The following is an 18,190-nucleotide window of genomic DNA, read 5'->3' on the forward strand; positions in this document are numbered from 1 at the left end:
TCATTGCCATTGATCCTTGGGTGATTTCAAAGACATATACACACGTGCAGAACTGCGTTGTTAAGCGTTCAAATGATAATTTAAGAAATCAACGAGTAAGTTTTCCACAAATAAAAAACGGCCTGCAATGCAGGCCGTCTTGTAAATGTCATAAGTCAGTTCAATGTTTTCACTGAGCTTTAACTAATCTTGTCACTGAGCTAGTCACACAAGCTTTGTTGATCCGCCATCTTTATTAATCGCGTAAATAAATCAACCAATACCACATGCCAACAAAGATACCGCCGCCGATGATGTTACCGATAGTAACGGGCAGCAAGTTGTTCATCAGAAAGTCCATCATGTTTAGGTCAACATAGTCTGCCGGATTAGCCCCTGTCATTGTCCAGAATTCAGCTGGAGCAAATGTTTTGATACCGATAGCTAAAGGAACTTGGAACATATTCGCAATACAGTGCTCAAAGCCCGATGATACAAACATCGCGACAGGTAAAATCAGTACTGCAATTTTGTCAGTCAGTGTTCGTCCACTAAACGTCATCCATACCGCGATACAAACCAATACGTTACACATAATGCCAAGCGCGATAGCTTGGATAAAACCATGGTGCATTTTGTGCTGAGAAATGGCCATGGCATTCAAACCCACTTGCCCATGGTCGAACATGTACTGTTTAGTCAGAAGCATGCATGCCACTAGCAATAAAGCACCAATAAGGTTACCGATATAAACGGTCGCCCAGTTCTTTACTAGGGTTCCCCAGGTAATCTTGCCACTTGCGCGAGCAACAAGCGTCAACACCGAACTGGTAAACAGTTCACCGCCAGTAACAACAACGAGGATTAAGCCCAAGCTAAATGCAAGGCCACCTAGGACGCGAGTAATACCCCAAGGTAAATCACCAGCGCCAGTGGTTACAATTGTGTAGAACACAAACGCAATACCGATATGTATGCCAGCTGAAATCGCTAGGAGAAAAGATTTGGTTGGATCTTTGGTTGCTTTACCTACGCCAATATCTGCAGCGCGCTCAGCCATTTGTGGCGGTAATAATGAGTCAAATTGGTTCAGATTCATGATGATTTACATTTTGAAACATGTTGTCGGGAGCGAGATAATCCTCTCTTTCATTTCTGAATTCAAGAGCTATTTGGGACTCAAAATACCTCCCACAACCTTGTGGAAAGGAAATAGCCCAAGTTATTCAAAATTCATACAACTTTAGTAGTAAAAAGAAAACTATGCTGAATGAAAGGTTATCAACTTAAAAAATGGCACACTTATAAATATCAATAAGTTACGAAAGAAAGCAAAGGAATAACGTACACTATAATGACTCACAGATCGCTGTTGCCTCTAGATTTTGATATAGATCAACAGAACGTAAAAAAGCGCCCTTAGGCGCTTTTAACTGAATCACAAATACAGAAATTAGTGATGCTAAACCGAAGGTTCAATCACTTCTTCTGATGATTGTTCTAAAGCAGAGCCCTCTAGATTCGACTCTGGACTCAAAGGGATTACATCAGAATCACTTTCATTGGCAACTTTACCACCTAGGTTTCTCAAGCTGTCCACTAGCTCTTCTAAACTCTTAATATGCGCATCACTATTGGTAATCTGCTCATCTAGAAGATTGCTATGCTTAGTCGCCTCAGACAATTGTTGCGCCTGCTTCTGATTATCACTCTCTAGCTTAGCGAGTTGTTCAGTCAAAGTTTCAATTTCTGACTTTAATGACTCTGTCATATCTAAGCTTTTTAACGCTTTCACACTCGCTATAATCTTCTGAGATTGCTGACGCAACCCAACATCTCGGTAATCTTCATCATTAACCACTTGTGAAATGCTCAGCAACTGATTCTCTGCATTCAAAACCGATTGTTCGAACTTGTCGCCTTTTACACTCGCGAGCACTTTTACTTCATGAGCGACACTGCGTACGTGGTTCAACTCAAACTCCGCAGCGTGCACCGCATCTTCAATGATCGACTTTTCACGGGGACTGGCTTTGACTTGGCTTTCTGCCAAAGCAATTTGAGATGCTGCTTTAGCAAACGTCAGTGGAGCAACGTCATCAAAATCTTCATCTTCCAAGAACTCTAACTCGTCCTTCAATGGTTCGATGTATTTCTTATGTGCCACTTTAACTTCTAATAAGCGAGCATTATTAAGAAACTCCACCTGTGCTTCTTGAGCGTCTTCAAGCTCATCGACCAGCACATACTCAAACAACTCGCTGTATTCTGAATACAAGCGTTTGTAGCTAGAGGTAAACATGGTATCTGCGCCAAGGAACTTGAGGTAATCCATTTGCACAATCGAATCCGCTAGTACTCGGTCAGCCTTCTTCTTTAGCACTAATATCGAGTCATAATTTGATTTGATCAACGCAATTTTTTCATCAAAAGCTTCAGCGTAAGTCAGGCTCGAAAAAATTGAATAACTCTTGGTGAGCCGAGTTTCGTCTTTCAGTAAATCCGCATAAATGCTTTCAGCGTCGTCCCAAGCGTCTAAGAGTTCATTGTAATTCTCTGGAGCATAGAGAGACAACTGAGCGTGGTCTTCAAGCTTAGCCTCCCATTCGGAGTAAACGCTTTGGACAGACTGAAATGAACGGACCTCGATTGTAGATTCGTTATTGTTGTTTGTGGTTTGGTTCGCGTCTGTCTGCTCTGAAGGTGTACTCTGACACCCTGCGATAGCAAATAGCATACTGATCATTAATGCTACTTTGTTCGCTCTCACTTATGCATATCCTTTTTATACAATATTCGCTCAATGCAAATTATTTCTAGTCACAATATATTACAACCACTTAGCAATAAACATCACTGATGATTTAAGTGGGTGCAAATCACCCAATATAACCAAAATAAACCCATCACTCGATGATTAATCAATCAATTTGGTATCACTTATCAATTCTCTTTATTTGCTATTGCCTGAGCCGTGAATGCGCACTAAGGTGAAGGTAGAGAACGTTATGAATATATAGGTTAATTATGAAGTACAACGCTGAAAACATTGCTGATTTAAACCTCCTTCTTCAATTTGATGTAAGTAGTGCCGCTACTGGAATTAAAGTTCATCAAGAGGCAGCTCAAGAAACTCAAGACGCTGTTAAGCGCCTATTCGAAAAGAACCTTTGTACTCAGCCAGACGGCGGTTACCTAACAGATGAAGGTATACAGATGGCAGAGCGCGCAGACAAACTACTTCGCGTACTAAACTAAAGCTCCATTGTTCTAGTAAAAACTCCACTCGCCTCGGCCGTGGAGTTTTTTCATTTTTGGGTAAAGGTTTGTTAGGCTTACTATAAATCCATAGCTTGCAGTTGTGAGGAACACATGGCTTCTATATTTATTGTTGGTGCAGGATGGGTCGGTGCACCTTTATCTAAACATCTAGAAAAACATGGTAACCAAGTGGTGGTCACAAAAACGACCCGAGCGGGTGCAGACGCCATTGGTAACAAACGTATCCCATGTGAAGTTTTCAGCTTTGACTCATCGGAGCCTGAGCATACTATCGGCCAACTCTATTCGCTGTTACTCGAAAATAATGCAGAGATCGTCATTGGTAGCTTCCCTCCCGGCTTTAGAAAAGGTGCGGGACAAGAATATGCTGAATACTGGCAACAGCTAACCAAAGCTTGTCAGAAAGCCAATGTCAAAAAGCTGATCATGGTTAGCTCGACTACGGTCTACCCGACCAAGCCAGGGATCTTATACGAGCAAGATGCCTCATTAGCGATTTCTACGTTAAGTGATGAACAGGCCAACTCATTTTCAGACAATGCACGAGTCATGCTACAAGCAGAACAGTGCATCATTGATTCCGGTATCGACTACACCATCCTTCGCTTCAGTGGGTTAATCGGCCCTAGCCGCCACCCCTCTAGGTTTGCAAGCAAATTGAAACAGGTCAGCACTCAAGCTCCTGCCAACATGCTTCATCTTGACGACGCGATTGGCGCGGTCAACTTCGCTATCAACCAACTGCACAACGAAGTGGTTAATGTTACGACCCCAAACACAGTGAGTAAGGCGGAATTTTATGCCGCTGCACTGAAAAGCGCCAACAGCAGCGAGCCACTGCCCCTCGTGGTCGATACACCAGACAAGCTGATCTCTTCGAAAAAGATTCTCGACTTAGGTTACTCGTTTAAATTTGAATCCACGCTGGACGCTCTTTATGACTAAGCAATCCATAGCTAACCAACCCATAGCTAAGCAATCTATAACAAATAACTCAAGAATTAAGCTACATCGTTCGATCGACACCCTTTGGAACTTCATGTCTATGGGCCACAAGGTTACGCCTTCAGATTGCATCTTTGTGTTATGCAGTAACGACACTCGCGTTGCTGAATACGCAGCTGAGCTCTATCACCAAGGTGTGGCGCCTTATATCGTATTTTCTGGAGGTGTGGGACGCTTTACAGAAGGGAGCTTCGAACGTTCAGAAGCCGAAACATTCGCGGCTATTGCACGAGATGCTGGCGTGCCAGACTCTGACATTATCATTGAGAAACACGCAACCAATACTGGGGAGAATGTACGATTCACCCACAAATTGCTTATTGAGCGTGGGCTGTCACCGAAAAGACTGACCTTAGTACAGAAGCCCTTTATGGAGAAACGTACCTACGCCACGTTTAGTAAACAATGGCCTGAAGAGAGTGTAGAAATAACCGTGACTTCACAATGGCAAAATTGGGATGATTACTTTAACGAAGAGTTGCCGTTAGACATGGTGTTGGGCGCATTGATTGCTGATTATGAACGAATCAAATTCTACCCAGCCCAAGGCTTTCAAATTGAGATGCCAATCCCCGATGACGTTGATCATGCCTATCAAGCATTGAAGCAACTCGGCTTCGAATAAATCAAAAGCTTCATTTCGAATAAATCAAAGGCGTGACTTGGAATAAAGTAAAAACACAGGCTCAATAAACAAAAACGGTGACACTTGGTCACCGTTTTTCGTTTTAGCAAGCTGAACTATGAGATCGGTTTATTTACCTAACGCTTCTTTATAGTGCAGACGGCAAGCAGAAACATACTGATCATTACCGCCAATAGCCACTTGGTCACCTTCAGCAATCGCCACACCGTGCTCGTCGGTACGGATCACCATATTAGCTTTACGGCCACAGTGACAAATGGTTTTAAGCTCAACCAGTTTATCTGCCCAAGATAATAAGTAACGGCTACCTTCAAACAGTTCACCCAAGAAATCGGTACGTAAACCGTAGCAAAGTACAGGGATATGCAGTTTATCGACCACTTCTGTTAACTGGTACACCTGCTCTTTCGACAAGAACTGACACTCATCAATCAGAACACAATGACGCTTTTCTTCTTCATTGAGTTTTTGGATTGCGTCAAACATATTGGTGTCATTTTTAAAAAGTTGAGCTTCAGATTGCAAACCAATTCGAGAGCTAACTTTACCGATACCATAACGATCATCCAATGCTGCCGTAAAGATCACTGGCGTCATGCCACGCTCTTGGTAGTTGAATGAAGACTGAAGAAGTGTTGTTGATTTACCCGCATTCATTGCCGAGTAATAAAAATACATCTGAGCCACAGAAATATTCCTGTTAATTAAAAGTTGAAGATAAAAAGGTGATATTAGAGAATTTTTGCTAGAAAAAAGGGCTGAAAATCAGCCCTTTTTATAATATTTACTTACGACGCCAAGTCGTACCTTCTGGACCATCTTCCAGAACAATACCCAACTCGTTTAGTTTGTCACGTGCAAGGTCGGCATTCGCCCAATCTTTCGAAGCACGAGAGTCGTTACGCAGTTTGATCAACGCTTCGATTTCAGCTACTTCGTCATCGTTGCCTGCCGCATCACCTTGCAAGAAAGCCTCTGGATCTTGATGAAGAATACCGATGATGTCTGCCAGTTCACGCATCAATGCACCTAGTGCACTTGCTTTTTCGACGCTTTCAGTTTTGATGCGGTTAATTTCACGAGCCATTTCAAACAGTACTGAATAAGCTTCTGGAGTGTTGAAATCATCGTTCATCGCTGTAGAGAAACGAGTCACGTACTCTTCACCACCAGCCGGAGCTGCTGTAACGTCTAGGCCACGAAGTGATGTGTAGAGACGCTCAAGTGATGCACGAGCTTGGGTTAGGTTATCTTCGCTGTAGTTCAGTTGGCTACGGTAGTGACCAGACATTAGGAAGTAACGTACTGTTTCTGCATCGTAATGCTGAAGTACGTCACGTATAGTGAAGAAGTTACCCAGTGACTTAGACATTTTTTCTCTGTCTACCATCACCATGCCACTGTGCATCCAAGTATTCACATACTGGGTGCCGTGTGCGCAGCAAGATTGTGCGATTTCGTTCTCGTGGTGCGGGAACTGTAGATCTGAACCGCCACCGTGGATATCGAAGTGATTGCCAAGAATAGAAGAGTTCATTGCTGAACACTCGATGTGCCAACCCGGACGACCTGGACCCCATGGTGATTCCCACGTAGGTTCACCTGGCTTAGACATCTTCCAAAGAACGAAATCTAACGGGCTACGTTTTGCAGAATCAACATCAACACGAGCACCCGCTTGAAGCTGATCAAGGTCTTGCTTGGAAAGCTTACCGTATTCGTCAAATTTCTTAACTTCGAACATCACGTCGCCGTTGCTTGCAACATAAGCAAAACCACGCTCAATTAACTTTTCAACAAGCTCAACGATTTCAGTGATGAATTCAGTCGCACGAGGCTCAACATCAGGGCGCTTCATGTTCAATGCATCGAAGTCCGCGTGCATTTCCCCGATCAGGCGCTCAGTCAGAGAATCACAAGACTCACCGTTTTCATTAGCGCGCTTGATGATTTTATCATCGATATCAGTGATGTTACGAACGAAGTTCAAATCGTAACCAAGGTAACGAAGGTAACGAGTTACTACATCGAAAGAAACAAACGTGCGGCCATGACCAATGTGACAGAGATCGTATATGGTTACCCCACAGACATACATGCCGACTTTGCCAGCTGTAATTGGTTTGAATTCCTCTTTCTGTCTTGTGAGTGTGTTATAAATTTTCAGCATGATCTCTATCTATATTTGTGTATTAATCAAAATAAGAGGTCAAGTATATCAATTCATGCGTTATTAGGTAATCCCCCAAAGCAGTAATTACCTCAAACAACCAAGTTAAGTTAATGATTTGGTGATTTGAAAGTCCGCCAACATGCGCTAGAATTCGAACTTCATATTAAAAAGACAGTAAGGTAACAATCATGATCATCCTTCACACAAATTTTGGTGACATCAAAGTTCAACTTAACGAAGAAAAAGCACCAGAAACAAGCGCAAACTTCCTACAGTATTGCCGTGACGGTTTTTACGACAACACGCTATTCCACCGTGTTATCGATGGTTTCATGGTTCAAGGCGGCGGCATGACTTCTGGCCTTAAAGAAAAAACAACTCGTGCAACTATCAAGAACGAAGCAAACAACGGCCTAGCGAACAAAGTTGGTACGCTAGCAATGGCTCGTACTATGGAACCGCATTCAGCGAGCTCTCAGTTCTTCATCAACGTTAACGACAACTCTTTCCTAAACTTCCGTAGCGAAAGCCTAGACGGTTGGGGCTACTGTGTATTCGCAGAAGTTGTTGAAGGCATGGACATCGTAAACAAGATCAAAGGTGTTAGCACTGGTTCTATGGGTATGCACCAAGATGTACCTCTAGAAGAAGTGATCATCACTGGTACTACAATCGAAGCTTAATTCATCGCTTTCGGTTAGTATTGATGAGCCGATAAAATCAGGATACAGGGAGCGAATCGCTCCCTTTTTTTAGACCTATGAAAACATATTTTATATCAGATCTGCACCTTTCTCCGTCACGACAAGACATCACAGACTGCTTCTTAACCTTTATGAAGAAAGAAGCCGTAGAAGCGGATGCACTTTACGTATTAGGTGACCTTTTCGAATTCTGGATTGGTGACGATGATAAGAGTGAATTCGCGACTTCTATCCGCCAAGCGTTTATCGACTTAGTGAAAACAGGCGTGCCTTGTTACTTTACTCAAGGGAACCGCGACTTCTTAGTCGGCAAAAAATTTGCTCAGCAAACGGGCGTGCAACTTCTCGACGAAGTTTCTACGATCGATATCTACGGACAAAAAGCGGTGGTATTGCATGGTGATACCCTATGTACTGAAGATGTAAAGTACCTCGCCTTTCGCGAAAAAGTGCATCAGCCATGGTTACAATGGGTCTTCAACCGAATCCCATTTTTCATCAAGAAGAAAATTGTTTCGAAGGTTCAATCAGATATCAAAGATGACAAGCAGACCAAGTCTCTCGACATTATGGATGTGACACAGCAAGAAGTCGAAGATGTGATGGAACGAAACAATGTCGATCTGATGATCCACGGCCATACTCATCGCCCAGACATCCATACATTTAATGCTAATAATTGCACTAAAACTCGTATCGTATTGGGTGATTGGTATACGCAAGGTTCAGTGCTGGTGTTCACTCCGCAAAGTTTTGAACTACAGAATCGAGAGTTTAGCAACCGCTTTTAACATCACTATTAAACTTTCACTTTGATTATTATTATCGGTCAGACTTTAATAGAAAGTGTATGGTAATTTCTACTGAATTAGCTATTATCTCTCTACCAGAAATAAACAGAACACAGTACCAAGTTGAAATATTCATACGTAGCGCGTCAACCAATACTCGATACAGACAAGAAAACCATAGGTTACGAGTTGCTATTCAGGGATGGTCCTAAGAACACTTTCCCTGAAGTAGAGCCGGAGCTCGCTACTAGCCGTTTGCTTTCCGATCACTTTTTATCAACTCACTATAATACGTTGGGTGATAAATTGGGGTTCGTGAACTTCCCTTATGCAAGCCTAATCAACTTAGTCCCGACTCTGTTCCCCAAAGAAAGCCTCGTTGTTGAGGTTCTTGAAGATTGCCAACCAACAGACGAACTACTTGAAGCAATAAAAGCTATCTATGACGCGGGTTACACCATCGCGTTAGACGACTTTGTACCAAGCAAAGCATGGAAGCGCTTTTTACCGTACGTTTCAATTATCAAGTTTGATATCCGTTTGATCTCAATCGCGAAAGCTTCGATGTTCATGAACTCTCTCAAAGGGTTGGATATTAAGTTCCTCGCAGAAAAGGTCGAGACTTACGATGAATATCAAGAAGCAAATCGAGCAGGCTTCACCTACTTCCAAGGTTATTTCTTCAGTAAGCCGGAAATGATTCAAACTCGCGCTCTCAACCCTGCGTTTTTGACGATTGTTCAGCTGTTAAAAGAGATTGCGCACGACCCTATCGACTTTGGCGAAGTAGAACGTTTAATTACGCTAGATGTCACGCTGTCTTACAAGTTACTTGCCTACGTGAACTCCGCAGGCGGCTCAGCAACGACCATTCGTTCATTCCGCCAAGCACTTATTTTCCTCGGCGAACAAAAGCTGCGTAAGTTCGTTTCACTGGTAGCGATTGCCTCAGCGAAAGAAGATAAGCCGGACTCACTCTATGGTTTAGCCGTGTTACGAGCACGTGAGTGTGAACTCTTAGTAGAAAAAATGAATGTAAAGGTAGAACCCGGACAAGCCTTTTTAACCGGTATGTTCTCTCTACTTGATTCACTCTTTGACCAACCGTTACAGCAAGTCTTGGACTCAGTACCAATCGATGAAGAGATCAAGCAAGCTTTGATTCAACGAAAAGGCGTGCTGGGCGCAATTTTGGCGATGGTTATCGCTTATGAGCAAGCTCGATGGGACGAAGCAACGCGCATCCGTAAACTTCTCAAGCTAAGTGAAGCGGAACTCGGTCAAGCTTATGATGAAGCGACTACTTGGGCTCAAGAGCTATTATCACCTTCGTTGAAATAGTTCACTTCACATTGCTGCTTCAATAGAAACTAAGCTTTGGTGAGCGATCGTTTCTTGGTAAACTCCAACGCATTCATATATGGCCTCTTAATAGAGGCCATTTTTACAGGACCTGACTATGTCTTTATGCCCATGCGGTAGCAAAAATACTTACCAACAATGTTGCGAATCAGCACACCTTAACCACTGTGCAGTTGAAACACCCGAGCAATTAATGCGCTCACGTTATTCTGCACATGTACTTGGTTTGGTTGATTATGTGGTTGCTACTTACCACCCGACTTGTAATGCAGAAGCGCAGAGAGAAGGTATTGCCGAATCCATAGATAGTGATTGGGCGGGTTTAGAGGTCATCGGTACAGCCGCAGGTTCACATGAGAATGAAGGCTTTGTTGAGTTTAAAGCTTACTTCAACGACGGAGCTGAGCAGTTCTGTATGCAAGAACGTTCGCGCTTTGTTCGTGAAGACGGTTTTTGGTATTACATTGATGGCACCTTCCCTGAGCAAGAAGATGAACAAGAAAAACGATCAGAGCCTGAGATTGACCCCCGTCTAAACCAAACGGTTGAGAGCTTTAAAATCGGCCGCAATGACCCATGTATCTGTGGTAGCGGAAAGAAATATAAGAAGTGCTGCGGGTAAGTCAAAAAATTAGAATGTTTGATTAAGTAAAGAGATTCCTGATGTCGCTTAGGCTCCTCGGAATGACGTAAAGTCAGAGTTTAGCAAAGTGACGTAGGGCTTAGAAATCTTGAAATCTTGAAATCTTGAAATCTTGAAATCTTGAAAATTTAAAAGCTAAAAAGCTAAAAAGCTAAAAAGCCCCGTAAACATGGTTGTTTACGGGGCTTTTATCTAGCTGTTACGTAGTTCGATTAACCCAAAGAGAGCTTACTTATGGCGCTCTTTTAGTTTGTTCACCACATCGTTCATCGATAAGCCTTGGTCTTGTAAAAGAACCATCAAGTGATAAATCAGGTCTGCTGATTCACACACTAGTTCCGCCTTATCGCCCGACGTCGCCGCAAGCGCGACTTCAACGCCTTCTTCGCCCACTTTTTGCGAAATACGCTTGGTGCCACGGGCATATAAACTGGCAGTATAAGAAGACTCAGGGTCTGCGTCCTTGCGGGCAGCCAGTAGCTGCTCAAGCTGATGAAGCCACACCATCTGAGACTCTTCTTGCTTGTCTCCATCCCAACACGTTGTTGTACCTGTGTGGCACGTTGGGCCAATGGGATTAACCTTAACCAGCAAGGTGTCGTTGTCACAATCCAATGACATGTTTTGCAGTTGCAATACGTTACCCGACGTTTCACCTTTGGTCCAAAGGCGCTCTTTAGTGCGAGAGAAAAACGTCACTTGGCCAGTTTCACCTGTTTTCTCGAGCGCTGCTGGGTTCATGTATCCCATCATCAGCACTTGGCTCGATTGGTAATCTTGAACAATAGCTGGCACTAAGCCATCTACTTTTTCCCAATCAATACGCTCTGACAATGCGCCTACTTCTGTTTTTGATAAGCTTACGGGTTCAAAACTCATAGTCGCACCTCTACATCTTGTTGTTTCAAATACTGTTTAAGTTCACCAATATTGATGACTTGCTTGTGGAATACCGAAGCCGCAAGTGCTCCATCCACGTTGGTCTTTTTATAAGCTTCAGCAAAGTGCTCCATCGCACCTGCGCCACCTGACGCAATCAATGGAACATTACATACTGAGCGAACCATGTTGAGTTGCTCGATATCGTAACCGTTACGAACACCATCTTGGTTCATCATGTTCAACACAATCTCACCTGCACCACGCTTCTGTACTTCTTGCACCCAATCTTTGGTTTCCCATTTGGTTGCTTTGGTACGCGCTTCGTCACCTGTGAATTGGTAAACCTGATATTTACCGGTTTCTTTGTCGAAGTATGAATCGATACCAACAACGATACACTGCACGCCGAACTTATCAGCAAGGTCAGTGATCAACTGTGGGTTAGCCAATGCCGGTGAGTTGATTGACACTTTGTCCGCACCAAACTCAAGAATACGCGCTGCATCTTCCGCTGATTTAATACCACCAGCGACACAGAAAGGAATATCGATCACTTCTGCTACGCGTTTCACCCAGCTCTTGTCGACTACACGCCCATCGCTTGATGCAGTGATATCGTAAAATACTAATTCATCAGCGCCCTCTTCCGCATAGCGTTGCGCTAACGGAACGATGTCACCAATAATTTCGTGGTTACGGAACTGAACGCCCTTAACCACCTGTCCATCACGGACATCCAAACAAGGGATTATTCGCTTTGCCAACATTCAAATGCCTCCTCAGCGGTGAATTTGCCATCAAGCAGTGCGCGACCCACAATCACGCCAGCAACGCCGCTGCCTTTAAGCGCTTCAATATCAGCTAAGCTGCCAATGCCGCCAGATGATTGGAATTGTACCTGTGGGTACTGCTTACAAAGATCAACATAAAGCTCTACGTTTGATCCTTCTAGCGTGCCATCTCGCGAAATATCTGTACACAGAACGTGTTTAAGACCAACCGTTAGATAGTCTTCAATCAGTGCTTCAATCGTCACGCCTGAATCTTCTTGCCAACCTGAAATCGCGACTTTACGTGTGCCGCCTTCGTCAATATTGATGTCCAGAGCCAGCACGATTTTTTCTGCGCCGTACTTCTCCATCCAACCTTTAACCAACTCAGGTTGCTTAACTGCTGTAGAACCAACCACAACGCGCTGTGCGCCAGCTTCTAGCAGATCAACGACATCTTGTTCGTTACGCACACCACCACCAATCTGGATGTTCGCAGGCGTGCTAGCAAGTAGCTTAGCGATCAAGTCTAACTGACGAGCCGTTGTATCTTTTGCACCGGTTAAATCAACAAGGTGAAGCCAACCTGCGCCAGCTTGGTGATACAGGTTGAACTGCTCTGCTGGGTCTACTTTGTATTCTGTTACTTGCCCGTAGTCCCCTTGGAATAAGCGAACTACTTGGCCTTCAATTAAATCTAACGCGGGAATAATCATTTACATTCCTTATAGGGCAACGTTAGCCGCTGCCAAATCCTTATTACAATTCCAAGAAGTTCTGAATCAGCTTAGAGCCAGCTTTTGACGAACGTTCTGGGTGGAACTGAACACCATAATAGTTGCCACTTTGCACTGCGGCAGTAAACGGATTACCGTAATCACATTGTGCGATTGTGTAGTCACCCACTGGCATTGCGAAGCTGTGTACAAAGTAAAAGTACTCGCCCTCTTCAATATCTTTGAATAGAGGGTGGTTAGGTGTCGCGGTTACTGTGTTCCAACCCATGTGTGGTAATGGCAAATCACCCGTTTCAAGTAAACGAACTTCGCCATCACATAATCCTAGGCATTCAACCAGCGCGTCAGCCTTTTGGCCTTTCTCTTGAGACAGTTTACCTAACAGTTGCATACCTAAACAGATACCCAGCAGAGGCTTCTCTACTTGTTTCACAAGGCTAACAAGGTCGCGCTCTTGCAGGTTCTTCATTGCCTCACTTGCTGTACCTACACCGGGTAGGAACAGCTTGTCCGCAGCAAGAACAACTTTTGGTTCTTTTGAAATTTCAACTGTATAGCCCAGGCGTTCAATAGCAAACTTCACTGAGGAAACGTTGGCACAACCAGTATCAATAATAACGACTTTTTGATCTTTCATTGTTTTTCCTTGCTAACGTTAGCCTTACAGAACGCCTTTGCTGCTTGGTAACTCATTACCTTCAACTTTGATTGCTTGACGAAGAGTACGACCAAACGCTTTGAACAGGCTCTCAATAATGTGGTGATCATTATTGCCAGCTGAAGAAAGGTGCAATGTACAAGCCAGTGTATCGGTTAAAGAACGGAAGAAGTGAACCACCATCTCCGTAGAAAGGTCACCCACTTGCTCGCGGCTAAACTTAGCATCAAATTTTAGGTACGGACGACCAGAAAGGTCTAAAGCACACTGAGCTAAACACTCATCCATAGGCAAGCTGAAACCGAAACGGCCGATACCACGTTTGTCGCCTAATGCATCTTTAAGTGCTTGGCCTAAAGCAAGAGCGGTGTCTTCGATTGTGTGGTGATCATCAATGTGTAGGTCGCCCTTCACAGTCAGGTTCATCTGGAAACCGCCATGTGTCGCGATTTGATCAAGCATGTGATCGAAGAAACCCATGCCAGTATCGATCTTGTTACCACCGGTTTCATCAAGGTTTACGGCTACCTTAATGTCAGTTTCTTTCGTTGTACGAACCACTTCGGCAACACGAGCATTAACCGTTAAATCTTTAACGATCTGTGGCCAGTTGAGTGTGCCTTCCGTTTCTGCATCCGGGCCGTATTGGATACCACGAATTGCCATGTTCTCAGCAAGTTGAAGATCCGTCATTCGATCGCCAATGACAACAGAGTGTTGGAAGTCGACTTTGCCGCCTTGTAGGTATTCTTTAACCATACCCAGTTTAGGCTTACGGCAAGAGCAGTTGTCTTCGTCAAAGTGAGGGCAAATAAGTACATCGTCAAACTTAACGCCTTGAGATTCGAAGAACTCCATCATCATATTGTGTGGCGCATCGAAATCTTCTTGTGGGTAGCTGTCGGTACCTAGGCCATCTTGGTTAGTGACCATCACTAAGCGGTAACCCGCATCTTGCAATGCCAGTAGGCTAGGGATCACTAGCGGTTCGAATTTTAGTTTGTCTAAACGGTCTACTTGAAAGTCGACTGGCGGCTCAACAATTAAGGTGCCATCACGGTCTATAAAAAGTATTTTCTGTTGTTTACTCACTTGAACTTCCTTTTAATTTTAAATCTGCTGGCCTAGCTAAAATCAAACGCTAACCCAAAATATTGGTTTCATTTGCCAGTCTGTTTTTAATCAACTCAGACTGACAAATGTTATTAATGGTAAGCCTTTCGTTACTGAAAAAAGTTACGAATGAATCCAAGTGTCTTTTCGCACTCTTCTCGGTTACCAATACTAATACGAACACAGTCTTCAATAGGTGAATTACGCAAAATAATACCCGTATCCCATGCCGCTTTGAACAACTCATCGCCGTTCGGGAATTTAACCAGCAGGTAGTTACCCCAACCATCAAATACCGTCACTTGAGGCATACTCAACAAACCAGCTTGCAAATACGCTCGGTTAGCACTTAAATCCAGAACTTGGAACTTCGCTCGCGCAAGCCCTTGTTCAGAAAGCGCTTGAACGGCAATGTCAGCAACTGGAATTGGAACCGGGTAAGGCGCAATCACTTTCAACAGTACATCGATAAGCGCTTTGTTCGCCAGCGTAAAGCCACAACGTAAACCCGCCAGAGCAAAAGCTTTCGACAAGGTACGCAGAATCGCAAGGTTCGGGTATTGCTCAAGCAAGTCGACCGTTGACGCTTCTGGACAAAAATCGATATACGCTTCATCCATCACCACAATCGCTTTGTCTTGCGTCATTTCAAGCAGTTTGATGATGTCTTTGCGATCAACCAAGTTACCCGTTGGATTGTTTGGGCTACAAACAAACACTACTTTCACGTTGTCTAGTTGAGCTTCAATAGCAGGAAGATCCAATTGCCATTCAGCCGTCAAAGGCACAACCTTGCGCTCAACACCAATCGTCTCGGCACTGATAGCATACATACCGTAAGTAGGAGGGCAGTACAGAATCGAATCTTCGTTCGGCTCGCAGAAAGCTCGAATCAAAAGTTCGATACCTTCGTCAGCGCCACGAGTGATCAGCGTTTGCTCTGATTTCACGCCTGCATATTGAGCGTAAGCATCGATCAGCTCTTTAGGCTGGCACTCGCTGTAGCGATTAAGACGAGACAGGTTTAGGTTGTACTCGTTATCAAACGGAGACTCGTTAGCGTTTAGCCACACATCTCCGCTGCCACCAATGCGTCTTGCAGACAAGTAAGGTGTAAGAGCCTGAACTTGTTTTCTTGCTAACTTTTCCATGCCCTACCCTTATTTCGCTTTATTTAGCTGTTCAAATCGATTTAATTTTTCAACTCGGATGGTCACCGCACGTTTGTGTGCGTCCAAACCTTCGGCTTCCGCCATTGTAACTACCGTTGGCGCTAGGCCTTTCAAGCCATCAGCCGTTAACTCTTGTACCGTCATACGCTTAGAGAAATCAGCCAAACCTAGACTTGAATAGGTTTTGGTATAGCCGTAAGTAGGAAGAACGTGATTTGTACCTGATGCGTAGTCACCTGCAGATTCTGGAGACCAGTCACCAAGGAAGATTGAACCGGCATTGTCTAACAACGGCAGCAATTCACGTGGGTTCTTGGTCTGAACAATCAAGTGCTCTGGACCATAGAAGTTAGAAATCGCAATCGCTTGAGTGATCGATTCAGCAATGATGATTAGGCTTGAAGCCAATGCTTGCTGAGCGATGTTCGCACGAGACAGTTCTTTCAGTTGCTTCTGAACCGCATCGGTTACTTGGTCGGCAATAACTGGCGATGGTGTTACTAATACAACCTGTGAATCTGGGCCATGTTCAGCTTGGCTCAGTAGATCAGCAGCAATGAAGTCAGCATCCGCAGTTTCGTCTGCAATCACCATCACCTCCGATGGGCCTGCCGGCATATCAATCGCAGAACCACGGAAGTCGTTACTCACTTGGCGCTTAGCTTCCGTTACATACGCATTACCAGGACCGAAAATTTTATCTACTTTAGAGACACTCTCCGTACCGTAAGCCATCGCCGCAACGGCTTGACCACCACCTACATTGTAAACCTCATCGATTTTACAAAGATTAGCGACATACAAGATTTCATCCGCGATTGGCGGAGGTGAACAAAGCACAACCTTGCGGCAACCCGCGATTTGAGCGGGTACACCTAACATAAGAACCGTTGACGGAAGTGGCGCGCTGCCACCCGGAATATAGAGTCCAACAGTATTAATAGCGCGTGTCACTTGCTCACACACCACACCTGGCTGTGTTTCAACCTTAATTGGCTGCGGCTTCTGAGCTTCGTGAAACTTAGCAATATTGCTATAAGCTTGTTCTAACGCTTGCTTCATTTCTGGTGTTAAACGAGCACATGCCTCTTCAATCTCAGTCGAGCTGACTCGAATGGATTCTGGAGTCACACGATCGAACTTTTCAGTCAGTTCTTTAAGTGCGGCATCGCCTTCATTTCGTACTTTTGCAATAACATCAGAAACAGTCGCTGTGATGTTTGCACCTTCAGTAATAGCTGGACGCTCTAGTACCGAGTCTTGCTGTGATTCACTTAAAGATTGCCAAACAACGGTTCTCATCGTCACTACCCCATCATTTTTTCGATTGGTAATACTAGAATCGAGCTTGCACCCAACTCTTTCAGCTGTTCCATAGTTTCCCAGAACAAGTTCTCGGTACTTACAAGGTGAACGGCAACTTTGTCTTTGTCTGTTGATAGTGGAAGAACAGTAGGATCTTCAGCGCCAGGCAATAATGCTTTGATTTGCTCTAGCTGAGATGTTGGCGCGTGAAGCATGATGTACTTCGACTCTTTCGCTTGTTGAACACCCTGCATACGAGTCAGTAGTTTTTCAATTAATGCTTCTTTGTCTGCATCAAATTCGCCAGTGCGTTGAATTAACGTTGCTTTAGATTGGAAGATAGCTTCTGCTTCTTTTAGGCCGTTCGCTTCTAGCGTAGCGCCTGTAGAAACTAAATCGGCGATAGCGTCTGCTAGGCCTGCGCGAGGCGCAACTTCAACCGAACCCGTTAGCATACAAGCGCTGAATTCAACACCCTGCTCATCCATGTAGGCTTTCAGTAGTTGTGGGTAAGTTGTCGCAATACGTTTGCCTGCTAGATCTTGTGGGCCGTTGTATTCTTCGTCTTTGTTAATCGCGATAGAAAGGCGGCAACCACCGAAGTCTAAACGACGTAGTGTGCGAAACTCTGATGGCTCTTTTAAAGCAACACGGTCTAGGCGAACTTCTTCTAGTTCATTTTCACCGATGAAACCAAGGTCAACCACACCATCCATGATAAGACCTGGGATGTCGTCATCACGAACTAATAACAAGTCGATTGGCATATTTAGTGAATGAACAACTAAACGCTCACCCATGATGTTAAATTTAACACCACATTTTTTAAGTAGATCTTGGCACTCTTTACTTAAGCGACCTTTCTTTTGAATTGCGATTCTTAGGCGTTGTGTCTGCATTGCTGTATCCCTGTGCAAATATTTGAATTTATTGATTATTTAAAAGTGCTAAAACTAAAAAACCCTCGG

19 protein-coding genes and 1 other annotated feature (1 of these 20 running past the window's edge) are annotated in these 18,190 nt (G+C 44.1%); of the genes, 7 read left to right on the top strand and 12 right to left on the bottom strand.

Translation table 11 applies throughout. The annotated features are described in order from the left end of the window. Window positions 1-235 precede the first annotated feature (235 nt). Together focA and AACR09_RS11475 are read right to left on the bottom strand one after the other, a co-directional pair. Window positions 236-1,078 carry a formate transporter FocA gene (gene focA, locus AACR09_RS11470; protein WP_017078992.1) on the bottom strand — a complete coding sequence of 281 codons (843 nt, stop codon included), beginning with the start codon at window positions 1,076-1,078 and terminating at the stop codon, window positions 236-238. 363 nt (window positions 1,079-1,441) lie between these two features. After that, on the bottom strand, window positions 1,442-2,749 hold the full coding sequence (locus AACR09_RS11475) for an ATPase (RefSeq protein ID WP_193834997.1): 1,308 nt from the start codon (window positions 2,747-2,749) through the stop codon (window positions 1,442-1,444). A gap of 257 nt (window positions 2,750-3,006) precedes the next feature. Between AACR09_RS11475 and AACR09_RS11480 the strand changes: the two genes are divergently transcribed. The 3 genes from AACR09_RS11480 (at window position 3,007) to AACR09_RS11490 (ending at window position 4,891) form a co-directional block, all read left to right on the top strand. Further along, complete coding sequence (locus AACR09_RS11480; RefSeq protein WP_004734587.1) at window positions 3,007-3,237, top strand: TIGR02647 family protein; 231 nt, start codon at window positions 3,007-3,009, stop codon at window positions 3,235-3,237. A gap of 114 nt (window positions 3,238-3,351) precedes the next feature. After that, entirely contained in the window at window positions 3,352-4,206 is an 855-nt protein-coding gene (locus tag AACR09_RS11485; RefSeq protein WP_193834998.1) for an NAD(P)H-binding protein, read from the top strand. Further along, entirely contained in the window at window positions 4,199-4,891 is a 693-nt protein-coding gene (locus AACR09_RS11490; RefSeq protein ID WP_193834999.1) for a YdcF family protein, read from the top strand. The genes AACR09_RS11485 and AACR09_RS11490 overlap by 8 nt, the downstream gene beginning before the upstream one ends. A 129-nt stretch (window positions 4,892-5,020) precedes the next feature. On the opposite strand, the gene AACR09_RS11495 is transcribed toward AACR09_RS11490, so the two are convergent. Both AACR09_RS11495 and cysS read right to left on the bottom strand, forming a co-directional pair. Next, on the bottom strand, window positions 5,021-5,599 hold the full coding sequence (locus AACR09_RS11495) for a thymidine kinase (protein WP_004734584.1): 579 nt from the start codon (window positions 5,597-5,599) through the stop codon (window positions 5,021-5,023). A gap of 97 nt (window positions 5,600-5,696) precedes the next feature. Then, entirely contained in the window at window positions 5,697-7,082 is a 1,386-nt protein-coding gene (gene cysS / locus AACR09_RS11500) for a cysteine--tRNA ligase (protein WP_017078988.1), read from the bottom strand. 191 nt (window positions 7,083-7,273) lie between these two features. Here cysS and AACR09_RS11505 point away from each other — a divergent pair, with 191 nt between their 5' ends. The 4 genes from AACR09_RS11505 to AACR09_RS11520 all read left to right on the top strand — a co-directional run bounded on the left by AACR09_RS11505 (window position 7,274) and on the right by AACR09_RS11520 (window position 10,564). Beyond that, window positions 7,274-7,768 carry a peptidylprolyl isomerase gene (locus AACR09_RS11505; RefSeq protein ID WP_004734582.1) on the top strand — a complete coding sequence of 165 codons (495 nt, stop codon included), beginning with the start codon at window positions 7,274-7,276 and terminating at the stop codon, window positions 7,766-7,768. A 77-nt stretch (window positions 7,769-7,845) separates the two neighbouring features. Further along, window positions 7,846-8,580: a UDP-2,3-diacylglucosamine diphosphatase gene (gene lpxH / locus AACR09_RS11510; RefSeq protein ID WP_193835000.1), complete on the top strand. Its 735-nt coding sequence runs from the start codon at window positions 7,846-7,848 to the stop codon at window positions 8,578-8,580. 123 nt (window positions 8,581-8,703) lie between these two features. Then, window positions 8,704-9,921 carry an EAL and HDOD domain-containing protein gene (locus AACR09_RS11515; RefSeq protein ID WP_102491431.1) on the top strand — a complete coding sequence of 406 codons (1,218 nt, stop codon included), beginning with the start codon at window positions 8,704-8,706 and terminating at the stop codon, window positions 9,919-9,921. Between the two features lie 118 nt (window positions 9,922-10,039). Beyond that, complete coding sequence (locus AACR09_RS11520; protein ID WP_193835001.1) at window positions 10,040-10,564, top strand: YchJ family protein; 525 nt, start codon at window positions 10,040-10,042, stop codon at window positions 10,562-10,564. 249 nt (window positions 10,565-10,813) lie between these two features. Here the strand turns inward: AACR09_RS11520 and hisIE are convergent, their stop codons facing one another. From hisIE to hisG, 8 genes are all read right to left on the bottom strand, one after another. After that, complete coding sequence (gene hisIE / locus AACR09_RS11525) at window positions 10,814-11,464, bottom strand: bifunctional phosphoribosyl-AMP cyclohydrolase/phosphoribosyl-ATP diphosphatase HisIE (RefSeq protein ID WP_017094419.1); 651 nt, start codon at window positions 11,462-11,464, stop codon at window positions 10,814-10,816. After that, on the bottom strand, window positions 11,461-12,234 hold the full coding sequence (hisF, locus tag AACR09_RS11530) for an imidazole glycerol phosphate synthase subunit HisF (protein ID WP_017109916.1): 774 nt from the start codon (window positions 12,232-12,234) through the stop codon (window positions 11,461-11,463). The genes hisIE and hisF overlap by 4 nt, the downstream gene beginning before the upstream one ends. Then, the gene (gene hisA, locus AACR09_RS11535) at window positions 12,216-12,953 is read right to left on the bottom strand and encodes a 1-(5-phosphoribosyl)-5-[(5-phosphoribosylamino)methylideneamino]imidazole-4-carboxamide isomerase (RefSeq protein ID WP_193835002.1); all 738 of its coding nucleotides are present in this window, start codon (window positions 12,951-12,953) and stop codon (window positions 12,216-12,218) included. Before hisA ends, hisF begins: the two co-directional genes overlap by 19 nt. A 43-nt stretch (window positions 12,954-12,996) precedes the next feature. Next, complete coding sequence (gene hisH, locus AACR09_RS11540; protein WP_017094420.1) at window positions 12,997-13,611, bottom strand: imidazole glycerol phosphate synthase subunit HisH; 615 nt, start codon at window positions 13,609-13,611, stop codon at window positions 12,997-12,999. Between the two features lie 24 nt (window positions 13,612-13,635). Further along, window positions 13,636-14,724 (bottom strand): bifunctional histidinol-phosphatase/imidazoleglycerol-phosphate dehydratase HisB, encoded by a 1,089-nt coding sequence (gene hisB, locus AACR09_RS11545; RefSeq protein ID WP_054541046.1) that lies wholly within the window; start codon window positions 14,722-14,724, stop codon window positions 13,636-13,638. Window positions 14,725-14,855: 131 nt separating this feature from the next. Then, window positions 14,856-15,896 (bottom strand): histidinol-phosphate transaminase, encoded by a 1,041-nt coding sequence (gene hisC / locus AACR09_RS11550; RefSeq protein WP_193835003.1) that lies wholly within the window; start codon window positions 15,894-15,896, stop codon window positions 14,856-14,858. 9 nt (window positions 15,897-15,905) lie between these two features. Beyond that, window positions 15,906-17,225: a histidinol dehydrogenase gene (gene hisD / locus AACR09_RS11555; protein ID WP_017094422.1), complete on the bottom strand. Its 1,320-nt coding sequence runs from the start codon at window positions 17,223-17,225 to the stop codon at window positions 15,906-15,908. Beyond that, on the bottom strand, window positions 17,225-18,121 hold the full coding sequence (gene hisG, locus AACR09_RS11560; protein WP_029222074.1) for an ATP phosphoribosyltransferase: 897 nt from the start codon (window positions 18,119-18,121) through the stop codon (window positions 17,225-17,227). Before hisG ends, hisD begins: the two co-directional genes overlap by 1 nt. Before the next feature lie 53 nt (window positions 18,122-18,174). Then, window positions 18,175-18,190: a sequence feature (His leader region), on the bottom strand; it runs 120 nt beyond the window's last position.

Origin of the sequence: Vibrio sp. OPT20 (genome assembly GCF_963889365.1) — a bacterium.
GTDB classification, from domain to species: Bacteria; Pseudomonadota; Gammaproteobacteria; order Enterobacterales; family Vibrionaceae; genus Vibrio; species Vibrio splendidus.